We start from the raw sequence: 20,089 nt of genomic DNA, 5'->3' as shown, positions 1-20,089 counted from the left end.
CCGTACCGCCGTGCGCCGACCCGTGTCAGCACCAAGGAGTGAGTTCGTCTGTCGACCGCCATTCTCACAGGTGCTCCGGTGCCCGGATCGTCCATCGAGGGCGATCTGCGGTCACTGGGCTTCGACGTACAGGCCGCCGCCGATGTCAGTGAGGCCGCGCGGCTGCTGTCAGTCGTCCCCGCCGACAGCCGGGTCGCGCTCGTCGACTCCCGTTTCGTCGGCCATGTCCACGCCCTGCGGCTCGGACTGACCGACCCCCGCTACCCCGCCGTCACCGTGCCCGGCGCACTCACCGTGCGGCCCGAGGCGCGTGCCGCCCTCGCCGACGCCCTGAGCGGCGCCGGCGAGGCGGTCGGCGCGGGCGCCCCCACCGGCCCGCCCGGCGACACCGTCACGGCCACCGACCGCACCGTGCCCGGCCGGCTCGCGGCCATGCTGGACGCGGAGGGCACCGGGGTGCAGCGACCGGAGCTCGGCTCGCTCGTCGCGGCCGTCCCGGCCGACGAGGCCGGCCGCGCCGCCGCGCTCGCCTCGGTCGCCGCCGTCGACGACGAGGCGATCCGGCTGCGCAGCGCCGTGAAGGCCCGCGACGGCTTCTTCACCACGTACTGCATCAGCCCGTACTCGCGCTACCTCGCCCGCTGGTGCGCGCGCCGCGGATTCACCCCGAACCAGGTCACGACCGCGTCGCTGCTGACCGCGCTGATCGCGGCAGGCTGCGCGGCCACCGGCACCCGCGGCGGATACGTCGCCGCCGGACTGCTGCTGCTCTTCTCCTTCGTCCTGGACTGCACCGACGGGCAGCTCGCCCGCTACTCGCTCCAGTACTCGACCCTGGGCGCCTGGCTGGACGCCACCTTCGACCGCGCCAAGGAGTACGCCTACTACGCGGGCCTCGCACTCGGCGCGGCCCGGGGCGGCGACGACGTCTGGGTACTGGCGCTCGGCGCGATGGTGCTCCAGTCCTGCCGGCACGTCATCGACTTCTCGTTCAACGAGGCCAACCACGACGCGGTGGCGAACTCCAGCCCCACGGCCGCCCTCTCCGACAAGCTCGACAGCGTCTCCTGGACGGTGTGGATACGCCGGATGATCGTGCTCCCGATCGGTGAACGCTGGGCGATGATCGCCGTACTGACCGCGTTCACCACGCCCCGGATCGTCTTCTACGCGCTGCTCGTCGGCTGCGCCTTCGCGGCCTGCTACACCACGGCGGGCCGGCTGCTGCGCTCGCTGACCCGCAAGGCCCGGCGTACGCCCCGGGCCGCGCAGGCACTCGCGGACCTCGCGGACTCCGGCCCGTTCGCCCAGCTGGTGGCGGCTGTCAGCCCCCGGATCCGGGGCGCCTGGACCGCCCCGGTGGTGGCGATCGTCGGCGCCGGCGCGCTGATCGCGGCCGCGCTCCAGCAGCCGTTCGGCAGCCGGCAGATGGTCGTCGCCGCGGTCTTCTACACGGTCTGCTCCGGTGTAGCCGTCGCCCGCCCGCTCCTGGGCGCACTCGACTGGCTCGTACCCCCGGTCTTCCGGGCGGCCGAGTACTGCACGATCCTCGCGCTGGCCGCCCGCAGCGACATAGACGGAGCGCTTCCCGCGGCCTTCGGGCTCGTATCGGCGGTCGCCTACCATCACTACGACACGGTGTACCGCATCCGCGGCGACAGCGGCGCGCCGCCCCAGTGGCTGGTGCGCACGATCGGCGGGCACGAAGGCCGGGTCCTGGCGGTGGCCGTACTCGCGGCCGTGTTCACCGGGGCCGCCGGCTTCACCGTGGCACTCACCGCTCTCGCGGTGGCCGTGGCCCTGGTCGTGCTGGTGGAGTCCATCCGCTTCTGGGTGTCCTCCGGGGCACCCGCCGTTCACGACGAAGGAGAACCCGCATGATCGGCCTCGTACTGGCAGCGGGCGCGGGACGGCGCCTGCGCCCCTACACCGACACGCTCCCCAAGGCCCTCGTGCCGGTGGACGGCGAGAAGACCGTCCTCGATCTCACGCTGGCCAACTTCGCGGAGATCGGCCTCACCGAGGTCGCGATCGTCGTCGGCTACCGCAAGGAAGCCGTCTACGACCGCAAGGAGGAACTGGAGGCGAAGTACGGCCTCAAGATCGTCCTCGTCGACAACGACAAGGCCGAGGAGTGGAACAACGCCTACTCCCTGTGGTGCGCCCGCGAGGTCCTCAAGCGCGGCGTGATCCTCGCCAACGGCGACACCGTGCACCCGGTGTCCGTGGAGCGGACGCTGCTGGACGCGCGCGGCAAGGGCCAGAAGATCATCCTCGCCCTCGACACGGTGAAGAACCTCGCCGACGAGGAGATGAAGGTCATCACGGAGGAGGGCAAGGGGGTCCGGCGGATCACCAAGCTGATGGACCCGGCCACCGCCACCGGCGAGTACATCGGTGTCACCCTCATCGAGGCCGAGGCCGCCGAGGAGCTGGCCGACGCGCTCAAGGCGACCTTCGAGCGCGACCCGGACCTCTACTACGAGGACGGCTACCAGGAGCTCGTCAACCGGGGCTTCACCGTCGACGTCGCGCCCATCGGCGAGGTCACCTGGGTCGAGATCGACAACCACGACGACCTCGCGAAGGGCCGGGAGATCGCGTGCCAGTACTGACCCGGCTCATCCCCTCCCCGGTCTTCGTCGACATCAGCCGGGGCGCGATGGACGACCTGGCCGGCCTCCTCGCGGACCAGCGGATCTCCGCGTCCGGCAAGCTCGCGATCGCGATCAGCGGCGGCTCGGGGCAGGCCCTGCGCGAGAAGCTCGCACCCGCCCTGCCCGGCGCCGACTGGTACTGCGTGCCGGGCGGCAACATCGACGCCGCCGTACAGCTGGCCGACGACATCAAGGGCAAGCGGTACGACGCGGTGGTCGGTCTCGGCGGCGGCAAGATCATCGACGTGGCGAAGTACGCCGCGGCCCGGGTCGGCCTGCCGCTGGTCTCCGTCGCCACGAACCTCGCCCACGACGGCCTCTGCTCACCCGTCGCGACCCTGGACAACGACAACGGGCGCGGCTCCTACGGCGTCCCGATGCCGATCGCCATGGTCATCGACCTCTCGGTGATCCGGGAGGCCCCGGACCGCTTCGTGCGCTCCGGCATCGGCGACGCGATCTCCAACATCTCCGCGATCGCCGACTGGGAACTCTCCCACCAGGTCAACGACGAGCAGATCGACGGACTGGCCGCGGCCATGGCCCGTACCGCCGGCGAGGCGGTGCTGCGCCACCCGGGCACCGTCGCGGACGACGAGTTCCTCACCGTTCTCGCGGAGTCGCTGGTGCTCTCCGGTATCGCCATCTCGATCAGCGGCGACACCCGCCCCTCGTCCGGCGCCTGCCACGAGATCAGCCACGCCTTCGACCTGCTCTTCCCCAAGCGGGCCGCGAGCCACGGCGAGCAAGTCGGCCTCGGCGCGGCCTTCGCCATGCACCTGCGCGGAGCCCGCGAGGAGTCCGGGCTCTTCGCGGAGGTCCTGCGCCGGCACGGCCTTCCGGTCCTGCCCACGGAGATCGGCTTCACCGCCGACGAGTTCGTCCAGGCCGTCGACTACGCCCCGCAGACCCGTCCGGGACGCTTCACGGTCCTGGAACACCTCAGCCTGTCCACCGACCAGATCAGGGACGCGTACGCCGACTATGCCAAGACCATCAGTAGCTGAACTCCGTCCTGTCGTTCACCCCCCGGGCGTCAAGGACCGGCGCAGCGGTGAACACTGGGCGGGCCGGATATACATGCGCGAGGTCTCGCTGCGTGTGGACCGGTACCTGGTGAACACCAAGGTCACGCCCAACCAGCTGACGTACCTGATGACCATCGCGGGTGTGCTCGCCGCACCGGCCCTGCTCGTTCCGGGCATCACGGGCGCGCTGCTCGGCGTGGTCATGGTCCAGCTCTACCTGCTGCTCGACTGCGTCGACGGCGAGCTGGCCCGCTGGAAGAAGCAGTTCTCGCTGGGCGGGGTCTACCTGGACCGGGTGGGCGCCTACCTCTGCGACGCCGCCGTGCTGGTCGGCTTCGGCCTGCGCGCCGCCGACCTGTGGGGCAGCGGACGGATCGACTGGCTCTGGGCCTTCCTCGGGACGCTCGCGGCGCTGGGCGCCATCCTGATCAAGGCCGAGACCGACCTGGTCGGGGTCGCACGCCACCAGGGCGGGCTGCCGCCGGTCAAGGAGGCGGCGTCCGAGCCGCGCTCGTCCGGCATGGCGTTCGCCCGCCGGGCGGCCGGTGCCCTCAAGTTCCACCGGCTGATCCTGTGCGTCGAGGCCTCGCTGGTGATCCTGGTCGCGGCCGTTCTGGACGCGGTCCGCGACGACCTCTTCTTCAGCCGCCTCGCGGTCGCGGTGCTGGCCGGCATCGCCCTGCTGCAGACCCTCCTCCACCTCGTGTCGGTCCTGGCATCGAGCAGGCTGAAGTGAGCACCCCCATGAAACTCGGCGCGGTCATCATCACGATGGGCAACCGCCCGGCCGAGCTGCGTGCCCTGCTCGATTCGGTCGCCGCGCAGAAGGGCGACCGGATCGAGGTGGTCGTCGTCGGCAACGGTTCCCCGGTACCGGACGTCCCCGCGGGCGTGCGCACCGTCGAGCTGCCCGAGAACCTGGGCATCCCCGGCGGCCGCAACGTCGGCATCGAGGCCTTCGGGCCCTCCGGTGCCGACGTGGACGCCCTGCTGTTCCTGGACGACGACGGACTGCTGCCGCTCACCGACACCGCCGAGCTCTGCCGGCAGGCCTTCGAGGCCGATTCCAAGCTCGGCATCATCAGCTTCCGGATCGCCGACCCGGACACCGGCGAGACCCAGCGCCGCCATGTGCCGAGGCTGCGGGCGGCCGACCCGCTGCGCTCGTCCCGGGTGACGACGTTCCTCGGCGGCGCCAACGCCGTACGCACCCGGGTCATCGCGGAGGTCGGCCCGCTGCCGGGCGACTTCTTCTACGCGCACGAGGAGACCGATCTGGCCTGGCGGGCGCTGGACGCCGGCTGGCTGATCGACTACCGCGCCGACATGGTGCTGAACCACCCCACCACCGCCCCGTCCCGGCATGCCGTCTACCACCGCATGGTGGCCCGCAACCGGGTCTGGCTGGCCCGCCGCAACCTGCCCGCGCCCCTGGTCCCCGTGTACCTCGGCGTGTGGCTGCTGCTGACCCTGCTCCGCAGGCCGTCCGGCCCGGCGCTCAAGGCCTGGTTCGGCGGCTTCCGGGAAGGCTGGTCGAAGCCCTGCGGACCGCGACGCCCCATGAAGTGGCGCACGGTGTGGCGGCTGACGCGACTAGGCCGCCCTCCGGTCATCTGAGAGGCTCGCCTCTGGGACCATGAGGCGTATTTTTCTATTCGGGACCTGTCCGCCCTGAGCCGCGCCCGCGACTGGCTGCGCATTTTGAATACGAGAGTCTTATCTGGTGAGTGACACAACCCATGATGGTGCGGTCGCCCTGAGCACCCCGCCATCGGCAGACGACGGCCTGAGCTCGGCCGAGCTGGCAGCCAAGTACGGTCTGACGGTGAGCGGAGCCCGGCCGGGGCTCTTCGAGTACGTGCGCCAGCTCCGCGGGCGACGCCACTTCATCATGGCGTTCTCCCGGGCGAAGCTGACCGCTCAGTACAGCCAGGCGAAACTGGGCCAGCTGTGGCAGGTGGCCACCCCGCTCCTGAACGCCGCGGTCTACTTCATCATCTTCGGACTGATCCTCGGTACGAAGAGGGGGATTCCGCAGGATGTCTTCATCCCGTTCCTGGTGACCGGGGTCTTTGTCTTCACCTTCACCCAGAGCTCCGTGATGGCGGGCGTCCGGGCCATCGCCGGCAACCTCGGTCTGGTCCGCGCGCTGCACTTCCCCCGTGCCTCGCTGCCCATCTCCTTCTCGCTCCAGCAGCTCCAGCAGCTGCTGTACTCGATGATCGTGCTGGTCGCGGTGACCGTCGCGTTCGGCAGCTACCCGCGGCTCTCGTGGCTGCTGGTGGTTCCCGCTCTGGTGATGCAGTTCTTCTTCAACACCGGCCTGGCGCTGATCATGGCGAGGCTCGGTGCCAAGACCCCCGACCTGGCGCAGCTGATGCCGTTCATCATGCGAACCTGGATGTACGCGTCGGGCGTCATGTTCTCCATCCCGGTGATGCTCGCGGACAAGCCGTCCTGGATCGCTGATGTGCTGCAGTACAACCCCGCGGCCATCTATATGGACCTGGTCCGGTTCGCGATGATCGACGGCTACGGTTCCGAGAACCTGCCGTCGCACGTCTGGCTGGTCGGGGTCGCCTGGGCGCTCCTGGTGGGCATCGCGGGATTCGTGTACTTCTGGAAGGCAGAGGAACGGTACGGCCGTGGCTGAGGACAACACCGGGGGGCGCGTCCCCACCGTGATCGCCGACGATGTGCACATCGTGTACCGCGTCAACGGCGGCGGCGGTGGCAAGGGCGGCGCCACCGCGGCACTGAGCCGGATACTGCGCCGCGGCAAGGGCGAGGAGCGCGGGATCCGCAAGGTGCACGCCGTGCGCGGCGTGTCCTTCACCTCCTACCGGGGCGAGGCGATCGGTCTCATCGGGACCAACGGCTCCGGTAAATCGACCTTGCTGCGGGCCATCGCGGGGCTGCTGCCGACCGAGCGCGGCAAGGTCTACACCGACGGCCAGCCCTCGCTGCTCGGGGTGAACGCGGCGCTGATGAGCGACCTGACCGGCGAGCGCAATGTCGTCCTGGGCGGACTCGCCATGGGGATGAGCCGCGAGGAGATCCGGGAGCGGTACCAGGACATCGTCGACTTCTCCGGGATCAACGAGAAGGGCGACTTCATCACCCTGCCGATGCGGACGTACTCCTCCGGCATGGCGGCCCGGCTGCGGTTCTCGATCGCCGCCGCCAAGAACCACGACGTCCTCATGATCGACGAGGCGCTGGCGACCGGTGACCGCAAGTTCCAGATCCGCTCAGAGGCGCGCATCCGGGAGCTCCGCAAGGAGGCCGGCACCGTCTTCCTGGTCAGTCACAGCAACAAGTCGATCAGGGACACCTGCGACCGGGTGCTGTGGCTGGAGAAGGGCGAACTGCTGATGGACGGCCCGACAGAAGAGGTCCTGAAGGCGTACGAGCGGGAGACCGGCAAGTAGCGCCGCCCCGCCCCGCGCACCGCCGCGGCCCCCGTCGGAGCTCTCCGACGGGGGCCGCGGCGCGTGTCCGGACCGCCGACCGGACGCCGCACCTCCACGGCTCGTCGTACGTCGTCCGGCAAGATCTCCTCCCGCCGGATGACGTCAATTCAATGACGCGCGGGGAAAGTTGGCACGGCACGGCGCACACTCCTCACGTGTCCCGCACCCCGGCGTATCGATGAGCGTTGTACAACGTAAGCTGTACCGGTGCTGATTCGTTGCAAGTGGGGCGATACCGCCTGAGTGGAAGGCCCATGGGGTCCTCCGCACTGGGGAGGACGGGCGGCGTGTCCGGAATGGGTTGTTTTGGGTCGGCAGTGTAGAACGGGAGATGTGACGGCTATGACGGATAATCTCCAGCTCCGAGGTGCTCACGCCGTCCCCGTGCAGGGCGGTACGCAGTGACGCGAGCCCGCCCGGCGCGGCTCGATTCCGCCGTACCCGGAACCCTCGACAAGGCCGCCGACGAGAATTTCCCGGTGGCTCCGTTCTTCCTGCCGCGCGCCTGGCGCGACGACCTGATGGCCGTCTACGGCTACGCCCGGCTCGTCGACGACATCGGTGACGGCGACCTCGCCCCCGGCGGCGCCGACGCCCGCCACCTCGGCCTGGACCCGGCACAGAGCGACGACCGGCTCGCCATGCTCGACGCGCTGGAGACCGACCTGCGCAGGATCTTCGCCACCACGGGCGAGACCCCGCACCACCCCCTCATGCAGGCGCTTCGCCCCACCGTGCGCCGCCGCGCGCTCACCCCGGAACCCTTCCTCGGCCTCATCGAGGCCAACCGGCAGGACCAGAAGATCCGCCGCTACGGGACGTACGAGGAGCTGCTCGCCTACTGCGAACTCTCCGCCAACCCCGTCGGCCGCCTGGTCCTCCAGCTCACCGGAACCGCGAGCCCGGAACGTATCCGCCGCTCCGACGCAGTCTGCACCGCACTGCAGATCGTCGAGCACCTCCAGGACGTCACCGAGGACCTCGGGCGGGACCGGATCTACCTGCCGGCCGACGACATGGCAAGGTTCCATGTGGCCGAATCCGATCTGGCGGCCCCCACGGGGGGCGCGTCGGTGCGGGCACTGGTCGCGTACGAGGCGGAACGCGCCGGGGATCTGCTGAATGAAGGCACCCCCCTGGTGGGTAGCGTCCACGGCAGGCTCAAGCTGCTTCTCGCCGGATTCGTCGGCGGGGGGCGTGCCGCCCTCACCGCGATCGCGGCCGCCGGGTTCGATGTACTGCCCGGACCGCCCAAGCCCACCAAGCCCAGCCTGCTGCGCGAGGTGGGAGTTGTCTTGCGAAGAGCGCGTAGAGAGGGGTGAGCCGGACCGTGGAGGGACAGACGACGTACATGTCGGCACCGGTACAGGCCGCATACAGTTACTGCGAGGCGGTCACCGGACAGCAGGCGCGGAACTTCGCGTACGGCATCAGGCTGCTGCCGGCCGAGAAGCGGCAGGCCATGTCGGCGCTGTACGCCTTCTCCCGTCGTGTCGACGACATCGGTGACGGTGAGCTGGAGCCGGAGACCAAGCGCGTCCGCCTGGAGGGCACCCGCACACTCCTGGACCGGGTACGGGACGGCGCGGTGGACGAGGACGACACCGATCCGGTGGCCGTCGCGCTCGCGGACGCCGCCCGCAGGTTCCCGCTGCCGCTGGAGGGGCTCGACGAGCTCATCGACGGTGTGCTGATGGACGTGCGCGGCGCGACCTACGAGACCTGGGACGACCTCAAGACCTACTGCCGGTGCGTCGCGGGCGCCATCGGCCGTCTCAGCCTGGGCGTCTTCGGTACGGAGCCGGGCGCGCCCGGCTCGGAACGCGCCGCGGAGTACGCCGACACGCTCGGCCTCGCACTCCAGCTGACCAACATCCTGCGCGACGTCCGCGAGGACGCGGGCAACGGGCGTACCTATCTGCCCGCCGACGACCTCGCCAAGTTCGGCTGCTCGGAGGGGTTCCACCGGGCCACCCCGCCGCCCGGCTCGGACTTCGCCGGGCTGATCCACTTCGAGGTCCGGCGCGCCCGCGCCCTGTTCGCGGAGGGGTACCGGCTGCTGCCGATGCTGGACCGGCGCAGCGGTGCCTGCGTGGCGGCGATGGCGGGCATCTACCGCAGGCTCCTGGACCGGATCGAGCGCGACCCGGAGGCGGTGCTGCGCGGCCGGGTCTCGCTGCCGGGCCACGAGAAGGCCTACGTGGCGGTGCGCGGCCTGTCCGGTCTGGACGCCCGCTACATTTCGCGCCGGACGGCCAGGGGGCGTGTCTGAATGCGCCGCACGGACATCTCGCGCACCATGAGCACCATGGATGATCAGTGCGGACGGCGGGCAACCTCGGGCCGTACCGCTGCGTCCCTGACGGGAAAGACCTGGCGAGAGGGGGATTCATGACGGACGACAGGCTGCGCTCCTCCCGGGCGGTGGTGATCGGCGGCGGGCTCGCCGGCATCACCTCTGCCCTGCGCCTGGCCGATGCCGGGGTTGACGTGACCCTGCTCGAAGGTCGGCCCCGGCTCGGCGGCCTCGCCTTCTCCTTCCGGCGCGGCGAACTGACGGTCGACAACGGCCAGCATGTCTACCTGCGCTGCTGCACCGCGTACCGCTGGTTCCTCGACCGGGTCGAGGGCGCCCGTCTGGCCCCATTGCAAAACCGTTTGGACGTGCCCGTTCTCGATGTCGGACGGCCCGCGGGCCCCCGGCTCGGACGGCTGCGCCGCAACGGCCTGCCGGTCCCCTTCCACCTCGCCGCCGGACTCGCCGGATACCCGCATCTCTCGCTCACCGAACGGGCGAGCGTCGGGCGCGCCGCGCTGGCCCTCGGCCGGCTCGACCCGGACGACCCGGCGCTGGACGACATCGACTTCGGCAGCTGGCTCGCCCGGCACGGCCAGTCACCGCGCACCGTCGAGGCCCTCTGGGACCTGGTCGGCGTCGCCACGCTCAACGCCACCGCGCCGAACTCCTCACTGGCGCTCGCCGCGAAGGTCTTCAAGACCGGCCTCCTCTCCGAGCCCGGCGCCGCCGACATCGGCTGGGCGAGCGTGCCGCTCGGCGACATCCACGACACGCTGAGCCGTAAGGCCCTGGACGCCGCCGGTGTGCGCACCGAACTCCGGACGAAGGCCTCCGCGCTCACCCGTACCGACGAGGGACGCTGGGTGGTCGAGACCGGGGCCGAGCGGATCGAGGCGGACACCGTCGTGCTGGCCGTGCCGCAGCGCGAGACCCACGACCTGCTGCCGGAGGGCGCGCTCGACGCCCCGGAGAAGCTGCTGGAGATCGGCAGCTCACCCATCCTCAACGTGCACGTCGTCTACGACCGCAAGGTGCTGCGGCGGCCGTTCTTCACCGCGCTCGGCTCGCCGGTCCAGTGGGTCTTCGACCGTACGGAGGCCTCGGGCCTCACCGGACCCGGGCAGTACCTCGCGGTCTCCCAGTCGGCGGCCGGCGAGGAGATCGACCTGCCCGTCTCCGAACTGCGCGCACGCTACCTGCCCGAGCTGGAGCGGCTGCTGCCGGCCGCACGAGGTGCCGGGATCAGGGACTTCTTCGTCACCCGGGAGCGGACGGCGACCTTCGCGCCCGCCCCCGGAGTCGGCCGGCTGCGGCCCGGGACCCGTACCGGGGCCCCCGGCCTCTTCCTGGCCGGCGCATGGACCGCCACCGGCTGGCCCGCCACGATGGAGGGCGCCGTCCGCAGCGGTGCCGGCGCAGCGGACGCCGCACTCCTGGCACTCGGCCGCCCCCACGAACATCCGCTGCAGGAGGCGGCATGAGCAGTACCACCGGAACAAGAGGAGAGTCAGTGACCCCGGCGAATCCGGCTTCCGACACCGTGGCGGACGCCACGGACGTCACCGCGCTTCTGGAGCGCGGACGGGCCCTTTCCACGCCGGTGCTCCGGGCCGCCGTTGACCGGCTCGCACCGCCCATGGACACCGTGGCCGCCTATCACTTCGGCTGGATCGATGCCCAGGGCAGGCCCGCCGACGGCGACGGCGGCAAGGCCGTGCGTCCGGCGTTGGCCCTGCTGTCCGCGGAAGCGGCCGGCGCCGCCGCGCAGGCCGGCGTCCCCGGCGCCGTGGCCGTCGAACTCGTGCACAACTTCTCGCTGCTGCACGACGACCTGATGGACGGCGACGAGCAGCGGCGCCACCGCGACACGGTGTGGAAGGTGCACGGCCCCGCCCAGGCGATCCTGGTCGGTGACGCGCTCTTCGCGCTCGCCAACGAGATCCTCCTGGAGCTCGGGACGGTCGAGGCGGGCCGCGCGGCCAGGCGGCTGACCTCGGCCACCCGCAAGCTCATCGACGGGCAGGCCCAGGACATCTCCTACGAGCACCGCGAGCGGGTCACCGTCGAGGAGTGCCTGGAGATGGAGGGCAACAAGACGGGCGCCCTGCTCGCCTGCGCCTGCTCCATCGGGGCGGTGCTCGGCGGCGCCGACGACCGTACCGCCGACGTCCTGGAGGCGTACGGCTACCACCTCGGCCTCGCCTTCCAGGCGGTCGACGACCTGCTCGGGATCTGGGGCGACCCGGAGTCCACGGGCAAGCAGACGTGGAGCGATCTGCGCCAGCGCAAGAAGTCCCTGCCGGTCGTCGCCGCGCTCGCCGCGGGCGGACCGGCCTCCGAGCGCCTGGGCGAGCTGCTCGCCGCCGACGCGAAGAGCAGCGACTTCGACAGCTTCTCCGAAGAGGAGTTCGCCGCCCGTGCGGCGCTCATCGAGGAGGCGGGCGGCCGTGAATGGACCGCTCAGGAGGCGCGTCGTCAGCATGCGGTCGCCATCGAGGCGCTGCACGGTGTCGACATGCCCGAGACCGTGCGGGCGCAGCTCACGGCGCTCGCTGACTTCGTCGTCGTACGAAAGAGATGATCGCCATCTGTTCCATATGACTCGCAGTCGCCGGCCGGTGCCCGTCACGGGCGCCGGCCGACGGAGACCCCAGCACAGCAGAGGAACAACTGCACGAAGGGGAAGCCATGACAGCGACGACCGACGGAAGCACCGGGGCTGTGGATCCCCGCGCAGCCTCGGCCAGTAGACCGACAACCGAATCAACCATCGCCGCGGACGACGTACTGGCCGCCGCGCGGCGGGCCGCGGAACGCTCGGTGGAGCACCTCCTCGGCAAGCAGGACGAGCAGGGCTGGTGGAAGGGCGACCTCGCCACCAACGTCACGATGGACGCCGAGGACCTCCTGCTCCGCCAGTTCCTCGGAATCCAGGATTCCGCCACGGTACAGGCGGCCGGCCGCTTCATCCGCGGCGAGCAGCTCGGTGACGGCACCTGGGCCACGTTCCACGGCGGACCGGGGGACCTCTCCGCCACCATCGAGGCGTACGTGGCCCTGCGGCTGGCCGGGGACCGGCCGGAAGACCCGCACATGCTCCGCGCCTCGGGGTGGGTCAGGGAACAGGGCGGGATCGCGGCGAGCCGGGTGTTCACCCGGATCTGGCTGGCCCTGTTCGGCTGGTGGAAATGGGACGACCTGCCGGAACTCCCGCCCGAGCTGATGTTCTTCCCGAAGTGGGTCCCGCTCAATATCTACGACTTCGGCTGCTGGGCCCGCCAGACCATCGTGCCGCTCACGGTCGTCTCCGCGAAGCGGCCGGTCCGGCCCGCCCCCTTCGCACTGGACGAACTGCACACCGACCCCGGCGAACCGAACCCACCCAGGCGCCCCGCACCGGCGGCCAGTTGGGACGGTGTCTTCCAGCGCCTCGACAAGGCACTGCACCTCTATCACCGGATCGCCCCGCGCCGGGTGCGCCGCCTCGCGATGAACGCGGCCGCACGCTGGATCATCGAACGCCAGGAGAACGACGGCTGCTGGGGCGGCATCCAGCCGCCCGCCGTCTACTCCGTCATCGCGCTGCACCTGCTGGGCTACGACCTCGACCACCCGGTGATGCGGGCCGGACTCGCCTCGCTGGACCGGTTCGCGGTCTGGCGCGAGGACGGCGCCCGCATGATCGAGGCCTGCCAGTCCCCGGTCTGGGACACCTGCCTCGCCACCATCGCGCTCGCCGACGCAGGCCTGCGCCCCGACCATCCGGCGCTCGTGAAGGCGGCCGACTGGATGCTCGACGAGGAGATCGACCGGCCGGGCGACTGGTCGGTGCGCAGGCCGCAACTCCCGCCGGGAGGCTGGGCGTTCGAGTTCCACAACGACAACTACCCGGATATCGACGACACCGCGGAAGTGGTCCTCGCGCTGCGCCGGGTCCGTCACCCGGATCCGGCACGGGTCGAGGCCGCCATCGCCCGGGGGGTGCGCTGGAACGTCGGCATGCAGTCCCGCAACGGCGCCTGGGGGGCGTTCGACGCCGACAACACCAGCCCGTTCCCCAACCGGCTGCCGTTCTGCGACTTCGGTGAGGTCATCGACCCGCCGTCCGCGGACGTCACCGGCCACGTGGTGGAGATGCTCGCCATCGAGGGCCACTCCGCGCACCCCGTCACCAGGCGCGGCATCGAGTGGTTGCTCTCCGAACAGGAGGCCGCCGGAGGCTGGTTCGGCCGTTGGGGGGTCAACTACGTATACGGAACAGGGTCTGTGGTGCCCGCCCTGGTCGCCGCCGGACTGCCTGCCGCGCATCCCTCGATCCGGCGCGCGGCCGACTGGCTGGAGTCCGTCCAGAACGACGACGGCGGCTGGGGCGAGGACCTGCGCTCCTACAAGGAGGAGAAGTGGATCGGCCACGGGGCCTCGACCGCCTCCCAGACGGCCTGGGCGCTGCTCGCGCTCCTGGCCGCGGACCGGCGGGACACCGCGGCGGTGGCCCGCGGCGTCGCCTGGCTCACCGAGACCCAGCAGGCCGACGGATCCTGGGACGAGCCGTACTTCACCGGTACCGGCTTCCCCTGGGACTTCTCCATCAACTACCACCTCTACCGGCAGGTCTTCCCACTGACCGCACTCGGCCGGTACGTGCACGGCGACCCGTTCGCCGGCCGCACGGACCTCCGTGAGGGGGCCTGATGGGCGAACCCGCGGGGCCGCCCGGCCCCGCCGCCCCGCTGCTGATCGCCTGCGCGCTCGGCATCGAACACCTTGCCCTGCGCACCGGCAGGAGCAGGGCGGACAGGGCGTCGGGACCCGTGACCGTGATCCGTACGGGCATGGGGCCCAAGGCGGCCGAATCCGCCGTGGCACGGGCGCTCGGCGAGGGCCGGGCGTTCGGCGCCGCGGTCATCGCCTCGGGGTTCTGTGCCGGGCTGACGCCCGGCATGCACCCCGGAGATCTGGTGGTGGCCGACGAGACCCGGCTCGCCGGGGAGTCGGCCGCCTGCACCGGCACCGAACTCCTTGCCGACGCACTGGCCAGAGCAGTACCGGGACGCACCGTCCACACCGGTCCGCTGACCGGCTCCGACCATGTCGTACGCGGGCATGAGCGGGCCGAGCTGCGGACCACCGGAGCGATTGCGGTGGACATGGAGTCCGCCGTCACTCTGCGCACCGCCCTGCGCGCCGGGCCGCGCCCGGTTGCGGCCGTACGGGTGGTCGTGGACGCTCCACAGCATGAGCTCGTCCGCATCGGCACGGTCCGCGGTGGAATATCGGCATTCCGCGTTCTCCGTGCCGTCCTACCGGCTTTCTATGAATGGCACCGATCTTTGCTGCTCCCCAGGAGGTGAGCTAGATGGCCATGCCACTCCGTCAGACCATCAAGATTGCGACGTACCTTGCTGAACAGAAGCTTCGCAAGCGGGAGAAGTTCCCGCTGATTGTCGAGCTGGAGCCGCTGTTCGCCTGCAATCTCGCCTGCGAAGGCTGCGGGAAGATTCAGCATCCCGCCGGAGTTCTCAAGCAGCGGATGCCGGTGGCCCAGGCCGTCGGCGCGGTGCTCGAATCCGGCGCCCCGATGGTCTCCATCGCGGGCGGTGAGCCGCTGATGCATCCGCAGATCGACGAAATCGTCCGGCAGCTGGTCGCGAAGAAGAAGTACGTCTTCCTCTGCACCAACGCGATGTTGATGCGGAAGAAGATGGAGAAGTTCACACCGTCGCCCTACTTCGCGTTCGCCGTGCACATCGACGGGCTGCGGGAGCGGCACGACGAATCGGTTGCCAAGGAAGGAGTATTCGACGAGGCGGTGGCCGCGATCAAGGAAGCCAAGCGCCGAGGTTTCCGGGTCACCACCAATTCCACCTTCTTCAACACCGACACCCCGCAGACGATCATCGAGGTCCTGAATTACCTCAATGACGATCTGAAGGTCGACGAGATGATGATCTCGCCCGCCTACGCATACGAGAAGGCGCCCGACCAGGAACACTTCCTGGGAGTCGAGCAGACCCGCGAGCTGTTCAAGAAGTCGTTCGCGGGCGGCAACCGGGCCAGGTGGCGGCTGAACCACTCGCCGCTCTTCCTGGACTTCCTGGAGGGCAAGGCCGACTTCCCGTGCACGGCGTGGGCCATTCCCAACTACTCGCTCTTCGGCTGGCAGCGGCCCTGCTACCTGATGAGCGACGGCTACGTGCCGACGTACCGGGAGCTCATCGAAGAGACCGACTGGGACAAGTACGGCCGGGGCAAGGACCCGCGCTGCGCCAACTGCATGGCGCACTGCGGTTACGAGCCCACCGCCGTACTGGCCACCATGGGGTCGCTGAAGGAATCCCTGCGTGCCGCGCGGGAGACCATCGGCGGAAACCGGTGAGGTGATGACCATCGGAGAACCAGTGGTACTGGCTCTCCGCGAGCCGCCGGCCCGGCAGCTCGCGACGCGCCGCCGTGCGCGGCGCGTCCCGGCCGGGCCGGCGGCGGTCGGCCGGGACGTACCGGTTCCGGTCCAGCCGATGACGAGGACCGAGACGTCACCACCGGGGGTCCCCGCCGTCACCATGAGCTGAGACAGGATTAGAGAGGGGGCCCGGCATGTCGCTTCTGCGGAGCATCCGGGGGCCGCACGATCTCAAGACGCTCAACGAACCACAGCTCGGTGAACTGGCCGAGGACATCAGGAAGTTCCTGATCGAGGCCGTGGCCAGGACCGGCGGCCACCTGGGGCCCAACCTCGGCGTCGTGGAGCTGTCCATCGCCCTGCACCGGGTGTTCGACTCGCCCGTGGACCGCGTTCTGTGGGACACCGGCCACCAGAGCTACGTACACAAACTCCTCACCGGGCGGCAGGACTTCTCCAAGCTGCGCGGCAAGGGCGGCCTCTCCGGCTACCCCTCCCGCGAGGAGTCCGAGCACGACGTCATCGAGAACAGCCACGCCTCCACGGTGCTCGGCTGGGCCGACGGCCTCGCCAAGGCCAACCAGGTACTGGGCCGCCCCGACCACGTCGTCGCCGTCATCGGTGACGGGGCACTCACCGGCGGCATGGCCTGGGAGGCGCTGAACAACATCGCCGCCGCCAGGGACCGGCCACTGATCATCGTTGTCAACGACAACGAGCGCTCCTACGCGCCGACCATCGGCGGCCTCGCCAACCACCTCGCCACCCTGCGCACCACCGACGGCTACGAGCGCTTCCTCTCCTGGGGCAAGGGCGTCCTCCAGCAGACCCCCGTCATCGGACAGCCGCTCTACGAGTCGCTGCACGGCGCGAAGAAGGGGTTCAAGGACGCCTTCGCCCCGCAGGGCATGTTCGAGGACCTCGGCCTCAAGTACGTCGGACCCATCGACGGCCACGACACCGCCGCCGTCGAGTCCGCCCTCCAACGGGCGAAACGCTTCCACGGGCCGGTCCTCGTGCACTGCCTCACCGAGAAGGGCCGCGGCTATCAGCCCGCCCTCCAGGACGAGGCCGACCGCTTCCACACCGTCGGCGCGATGGACCCGCTGACCTGCGCCCCGCTCACCCCGGCGGCCGGCCCGTCCTGGACCTCGGTGTTCGGGGACGAGATCGCCGCCATCGGGGCGGAGCGGCCCGACGTCGTCGCCATCACGGCCGCGATGCTGCACCCGGTGGGGCTGACGAAGTTCGCCGAGGCCTTCCCCGACCGGGTCTGGGACGTGGGCATCGCGGAGCAGCACGCGGCGGTCTCCGCGGCGGGACTGGCCACCGGCGGACTGCATCCCGTCGTCGCCGTCTACGCCACCTTCCTCAACCGCGCCTTCGACCAGCTCCTGATGGACGTCGCGCTGCACAGGTGCGGGGCCACCTTCGTCCTGGACCGGGCCGGGGTCACCGGGCCCGACGGCGCGTCCCACAACGGCATGTGGGACATGTCCGTGCTCCAGGTCGTACCCGGACTCCGGATCGCGGCACCGCGCGACGCCGGCCAGCTGCGGGCCCAGCTGCGCGAGGCCGTCGACGTCGACGACGCCCCGACCGTGATCCGGTTCCCCAAGGAGTCGGTGGGGGAGCCGGTCCCCGCCGTCGGCCGGATCGGCTCCATGGACGTACTGCACCGCGACGAGGAAGCCGATGTGCTGCTCGTCGCGGTCGGCGTCATGGCCCCCGTCTGCCTGCGCGCCGCCGATCTGCTCGCGGGCGCCGGCATCCGCTGCACCGTGATCGACCCCCGCTGGGTCAAACCGGTCGACGGGCAGCTGGCCCCGCTCGCCGCGCGGCACCGGCTCGTCGCCGTCGTCGAGGACAACAGCCGGGCCGGCGGCGTCGGCTCGGCCGTCGGGCAGGCGCTGCGGGACGCCGACGTCGACGTACCGCTGCGCACGTTCGGCATTCCGGACCAGTTCCTCGCGCACGGCAAGCGCGCCGAGGTGCTGGCCGACATCGGACTCACACCGGTCGAGATCGCCGGCCGGATCAGCGCGACCCTGGCCGTGCGGCCGAAGACCGTCGACGACGGTCACCACGAGCGCGACGCCCTGGACGACGGGCACAAGGAGAGCGGGGCATGAAGGACGACGGGCCCAAGGGCTTCGATCTGGCGCAGCTCCTCGCGGAGCGCGGCGCCGAACGCTACGAGCTGCACACGAAGTACCTCAACCACCAGCTCCCGCGGATGCTGCGCACCATCGGCTTCGACAAGGTCTACGAACGGGCCGAGGGCGCGCACTTCTGGGACGCGGAGGGCAACGACTACCTGGACATGCTGGCCGGTTTCGGCGTGATGGGGCTCGGCCGGCACCACCCGGTCGTACGCAAGGCGGTGCACGACGTCCTGGACGCCTCGCTCGCCGACCTCACCCGCTTCGACTGCCAGCCGCTGCCGGGGCTGCTGGCCGAGAAGCTGCTCACGCACAGCCCGCACCTGGACCGGGTGTTCTTCGGCAACAGCGGTACCGAGGCCGTCGAGACGGCGCTCAAGTTCGCCCGGTACGCGACCGGGAAGCCGAGGATCCTGTACTGCGCGCACGCCTTCCACGGACTGACCACCGGCTCGCTCTCGGTCAACGGCGAGGACGGCTTCCGGGACGGCTTCGCCCCCCTGCTGCCCGACACCGCCATCGAGCTCGGTGACCTGGACGCGCTGCGGCGCGAGCTGAAACGCGGCGACGTGGCGGGCCTGGTCGTCGAACCGATCCAGGGCAAGGGTGTGCACGCCTCGCCGCCCGGCTTTCTGCGCGCCGCCCAGGAGCTGCTCCACAAGCACAAAGCCCTGCTCATCGCCGACGAGGTGCAGACCGGTCTGGGCCGGACCGGCGACTTCTACGCGTACCAGCACGAGGAGGGCGTCGAACCGGATCTGGTCTGCGTCGCCAAGGCGCTGTCCGGCGGCTATGTGCCGGTCGGGGCGACGCTCGGCAAGGACTGGATCTTCAAGCGCGTCTACTCCTCGATGGACCGGGTGCTGGTCCACTCGGCCAGCTTCGGTTCCAACGCCCAGGCCATGGCCGCCGGGCTCGCGGTCCTCTCGGTGATGGAGGACGAGGAGACCGTGGCCAACGCGCGCCGCACCGGTGATCTGCTGCGCGAGAGGCTGTCCGCCCTGGTCGACCGCTACGAGCTGCTGCACGAGGTGCGGGGACGCGGGCTGATGATCGGCATCGAGTTCGGCCGGCCGTCCTCGCTGAAACTGCGCAGCCGCTGGACGATGCTCCAGGCGGCCCGTAAGGGACTCTTCGCGCAGATGGTCGTCGTTCCGCTGCTCCAGAAGCACCGGATCCTCACCCAGGTCTCCGGCGACCACCTCGAAGTGATCAAGCTGATTCCGCCGCTCGTCATCGACGAGGCGGACGTGGACCGGTTTGTCGCCGCGTTCACGGCGGTGATGGACGACGCGCACAACGGCGGGCTGATGTGGGACTTCGGCCGGACCCTGGTGAAGCAGGCCGTGGCCAACCGCTGAGCGGGAGGGGTTTTGCCTGGGAGGCAAGAAATTTGCCTCCCAGGAAAGTTCCTGGCCCAATGGACGTATGAACCCCGCTGAAGCAGGGGCGGCCGACGAGCTGCCCGGTGTCGCGCCCCGACTGCGCGATCTGCGCCGCGGCCGTGGGCTGACCCTGGAGACCGCCGCGCAGCGCGCCGGGCTCTCGCCCGCCCATCTGTCCCGGCTCGAAACGGGCCGCCGCCAGCCCTCGCTGCCGATGCTGCTCGGACTCGCCAGGATCTACGGTACGACGGTCTCCGAGCTGCTCGGCGAGATCCCCCCGGAACGTGACGCGATCGTCCGCGCCCGGAAGTTCGAGGGGGCGGAGGCGGACGGCTGGATGTACCAGCAGGCCGGTGGGCCCGGCCGGGCGATGCAGGCGCTGCGCGTCCGGGTGCCGTACGGCGCGCAGGGTGATCTGGTGCGCGTCCACCCCGGCGAGGAGTGGCTCTACGTGCTGGCCGGAAACCTCCGGGTGACCCTCGGGGACACCGTGCACGACCTCGGCCCCGGCGACAGCGCGCACTTCGACTCGCTCACCCCGCACCGGATCGCGGCGCCGGACCGCGAGGGTGCCGAGCTGCTCTTCGTTCACACCCTGTTGCAGAGCCCCGCTGCCGAGCTGTGTCTCGGCAGCGGGATCCACCGTCGCTGAGACGCCGTCCCGCCGGCCCGCCCGGTCACCAGA

Annotated in this window: 17 protein-coding genes; all 17 read left to right on the top strand. The window is 70.6% G+C overall.

Going from position 1 to position 20,089, the window contains the following annotated elements:
- The first annotated feature begins 78 nt into the window (after positions 1–78).
- Entirely contained in the window at positions 79–1,881 is a 1,803-nt protein-coding gene (locus ACFVQ0_RS03410; RefSeq protein ID WP_390084087.1) for a DUF5941 domain-containing protein, read from the top strand.
- A complete protein-coding gene (locus tag ACFVQ0_RS03405) occupies positions 1,878–2,615 on the top strand; it encodes a sugar phosphate nucleotidyltransferase (RefSeq protein ID WP_390084085.1) in 738 nt (245 codons plus the stop codon). The genes ACFVQ0_RS03410 and ACFVQ0_RS03405 overlap by 4 nt, the downstream gene beginning before the upstream one ends.
- A complete protein-coding gene (locus tag ACFVQ0_RS03400) occupies positions 2,603–3,664 on the top strand; it encodes an iron-containing alcohol dehydrogenase family protein (protein WP_024490009.1) in 1,062 nt (353 codons plus the stop codon). The genes ACFVQ0_RS03405 and ACFVQ0_RS03400 overlap by 13 nt, the downstream gene beginning before the upstream one ends.
- Positions 3,642–4,421 (top strand): CDP-alcohol phosphatidyltransferase family protein, encoded by a 780-nt coding sequence (locus tag ACFVQ0_RS03395; protein ID WP_390084083.1) that lies wholly within the window; start codon positions 3,642–3,644, stop codon positions 4,419–4,421. The genes ACFVQ0_RS03400 and ACFVQ0_RS03395 overlap by 23 nt, the downstream gene beginning before the upstream one ends.
- A gap of 8 nt (positions 4,422–4,429) precedes the next feature.
- Entirely contained in the window at positions 4,430–5,302 is an 873-nt protein-coding gene (locus ACFVQ0_RS03390) for a glycosyltransferase family 2 protein (RefSeq protein WP_390085362.1), read from the top strand.
- Positions 5,303–5,408: 106 nt separating this feature from the next.
- A complete protein-coding gene (locus ACFVQ0_RS03385; RefSeq protein WP_390084081.1) occupies positions 5,409–6,338 on the top strand; it encodes an ABC transporter permease in 930 nt (309 codons plus the stop codon).
- Positions 6,331–7,116, top strand: coding sequence for an ABC transporter ATP-binding protein (locus ACFVQ0_RS03380; RefSeq protein ID WP_123530546.1), 786 nt, complete (start codon positions 6,331–6,333; stop codon positions 7,114–7,116). The genes ACFVQ0_RS03385 and ACFVQ0_RS03380 overlap by 8 nt, the downstream gene beginning before the upstream one ends.
- Positions 7,117–7,559: 443 nt before the next feature.
- The gene (gene hpnC / locus ACFVQ0_RS03375) at positions 7,560–8,480 is read left to right on the top strand and encodes a squalene synthase HpnC (RefSeq protein ID WP_390084079.1); all 921 of its coding nucleotides are present in this window, start codon (positions 7,560–7,562) and stop codon (positions 8,478–8,480) included.
- A 29-nt stretch (positions 8,481–8,509) separates the two neighbouring features.
- The gene (hpnD, locus tag ACFVQ0_RS03370) at positions 8,510–9,430 is read left to right on the top strand and encodes a presqualene diphosphate synthase HpnD (RefSeq protein WP_390084077.1); all 921 of its coding nucleotides are present in this window, start codon (positions 8,510–8,512) and stop codon (positions 9,428–9,430) included.
- Positions 9,431–9,549: 119 nt separating this feature from the next.
- Entirely contained in the window at positions 9,550–10,938 is a 1,389-nt protein-coding gene (gene hpnE / locus ACFVQ0_RS03365) for a hydroxysqualene dehydroxylase HpnE (protein ID WP_390084075.1), read from the top strand.
- Positions 10,935–12,038: a polyprenyl synthetase family protein gene (locus ACFVQ0_RS03360; protein WP_390084073.1), complete on the top strand. Its 1,104-nt coding sequence runs from the start codon at positions 10,935–10,937 to the stop codon at positions 12,036–12,038. Before hpnE ends, ACFVQ0_RS03360 begins: the two co-directional genes overlap by 4 nt.
- Before the next feature lie 107 nt (positions 12,039–12,145).
- Positions 12,146–14,149, top strand: a complete 2,004-nt coding sequence (shc, locus tag ACFVQ0_RS03355; RefSeq protein WP_390084071.1) for a squalene--hopene cyclase — start codon at positions 12,146–12,148, stop codon at positions 14,147–14,149.
- Positions 14,149–14,808 (top strand): 1-hydroxy-2-methyl-2-butenyl 4-diphosphate reductase, encoded by a 660-nt coding sequence (locus ACFVQ0_RS03350; RefSeq protein WP_390084069.1) that lies wholly within the window; start codon positions 14,149–14,151, stop codon positions 14,806–14,808. Before shc ends, ACFVQ0_RS03350 begins: the two co-directional genes overlap by 1 nt.
- Before the next feature lie 5 nt (positions 14,809–14,813).
- Entirely contained in the window at positions 14,814–15,833 is a 1,020-nt protein-coding gene (hpnH, locus tag ACFVQ0_RS03345; RefSeq protein WP_123530534.1) for an adenosyl-hopene transferase HpnH, read from the top strand.
- A 218-nt stretch (positions 15,834–16,051) separates the two neighbouring features.
- On the top strand, positions 16,052–17,989 hold the full coding sequence (gene dxs / locus ACFVQ0_RS03340; RefSeq protein WP_390084067.1) for a 1-deoxy-D-xylulose-5-phosphate synthase: 1,938 nt from the start codon (positions 16,052–16,054) through the stop codon (positions 17,987–17,989).
- Positions 17,986–19,380 carry an aspartate aminotransferase family protein gene (locus ACFVQ0_RS03335; protein ID WP_390084065.1) on the top strand — a complete coding sequence of 465 codons (1,395 nt, stop codon included), beginning with the start codon at positions 17,986–17,988 and terminating at the stop codon, positions 19,378–19,380. The genes dxs and ACFVQ0_RS03335 overlap by 4 nt, the downstream gene beginning before the upstream one ends.
- 67 nt (positions 19,381–19,447) lie before the next feature.
- A complete protein-coding gene (locus tag ACFVQ0_RS03330) occupies positions 19,448–20,056 on the top strand; it encodes a helix-turn-helix domain-containing protein (RefSeq protein WP_390084063.1) in 609 nt (202 codons plus the stop codon).
- Positions 20,057–20,089 lie beyond the last annotated feature (33 nt).

Source organism: Streptomyces sp. NPDC057900 (genome assembly GCF_042887885.1).
Taxonomy (GTDB): Bacteria; Actinomycetota; Actinomycetes; order Streptomycetales; family Streptomycetaceae; genus Streptomyces.
This window is presented reverse-complemented; position numbering and strand designations above follow the sequence as displayed.

Bases quoted from the DNA above. Each gene is read 5' to 3' on its own strand.
- ACFVQ0_RS03405 (WP_390084085.1), top strand. From the start codon at position 1,878: ATGATCGGCCTCGTACTGGCAGCGGGCGCGGGACGGCGCCTGCGCCCC.
- ACFVQ0_RS03395 (WP_390084083.1), top strand. From the start codon at position 3,642: ATGCCAAGACCATCAGTAGCTGAACTCCGTCCTGTCGTTCACCCCCCG.
- ACFVQ0_RS03390 (WP_390085362.1), top strand. From the start codon at position 4,430: ATGAAACTCGGCGCGGTCATCATCACGATGGGCAACCGCCCGGCCGAG.
- hpnD (WP_390084077.1), top strand. From the start codon at position 8,510: ATGTCGGCACCGGTACAGGCCGCATACAGTTACTGCGAGGCGGTCACC.
- hpnE (WP_390084075.1), top strand. From the start codon at position 9,550: ATGACGGACGACAGGCTGCGCTCCTCCCGGGCGGTGGTGATCGGCGGC.
- ACFVQ0_RS03360 (WP_390084073.1), top strand. From the start codon at position 10,935: ATGAGCAGTACCACCGGAACAAGAGGAGAGTCAGTGACCCCGGCGAAT.
- shc (WP_390084071.1), top strand. From the start codon at position 12,146: ATGACAGCGACGACCGACGGAAGCACCGGGGCTGTGGATCCCCGCGCA.
- ACFVQ0_RS03350 (WP_390084069.1), top strand. From the start codon at position 14,149: ATGGGCGAACCCGCGGGGCCGCCCGGCCCCGCCGCCCCGCTGCTGATC.
- hpnH (WP_123530534.1), top strand. From the start codon at position 14,814: ATGGCCATGCCACTCCGTCAGACCATCAAGATTGCGACGTACCTTGCT.
- dxs (WP_390084067.1), top strand. From the start codon at position 16,052: ATGTCGCTTCTGCGGAGCATCCGGGGGCCGCACGATCTCAAGACGCTC.
- ACFVQ0_RS03335 (WP_390084065.1), top strand. From the start codon at position 17,986: ATGAAGGACGACGGGCCCAAGGGCTTCGATCTGGCGCAGCTCCTCGCG.
- ACFVQ0_RS03330 (WP_390084063.1), top strand. From the start codon at position 19,448: ATGAACCCCGCTGAAGCAGGGGCGGCCGACGAGCTGCCCGGTGTCGCG.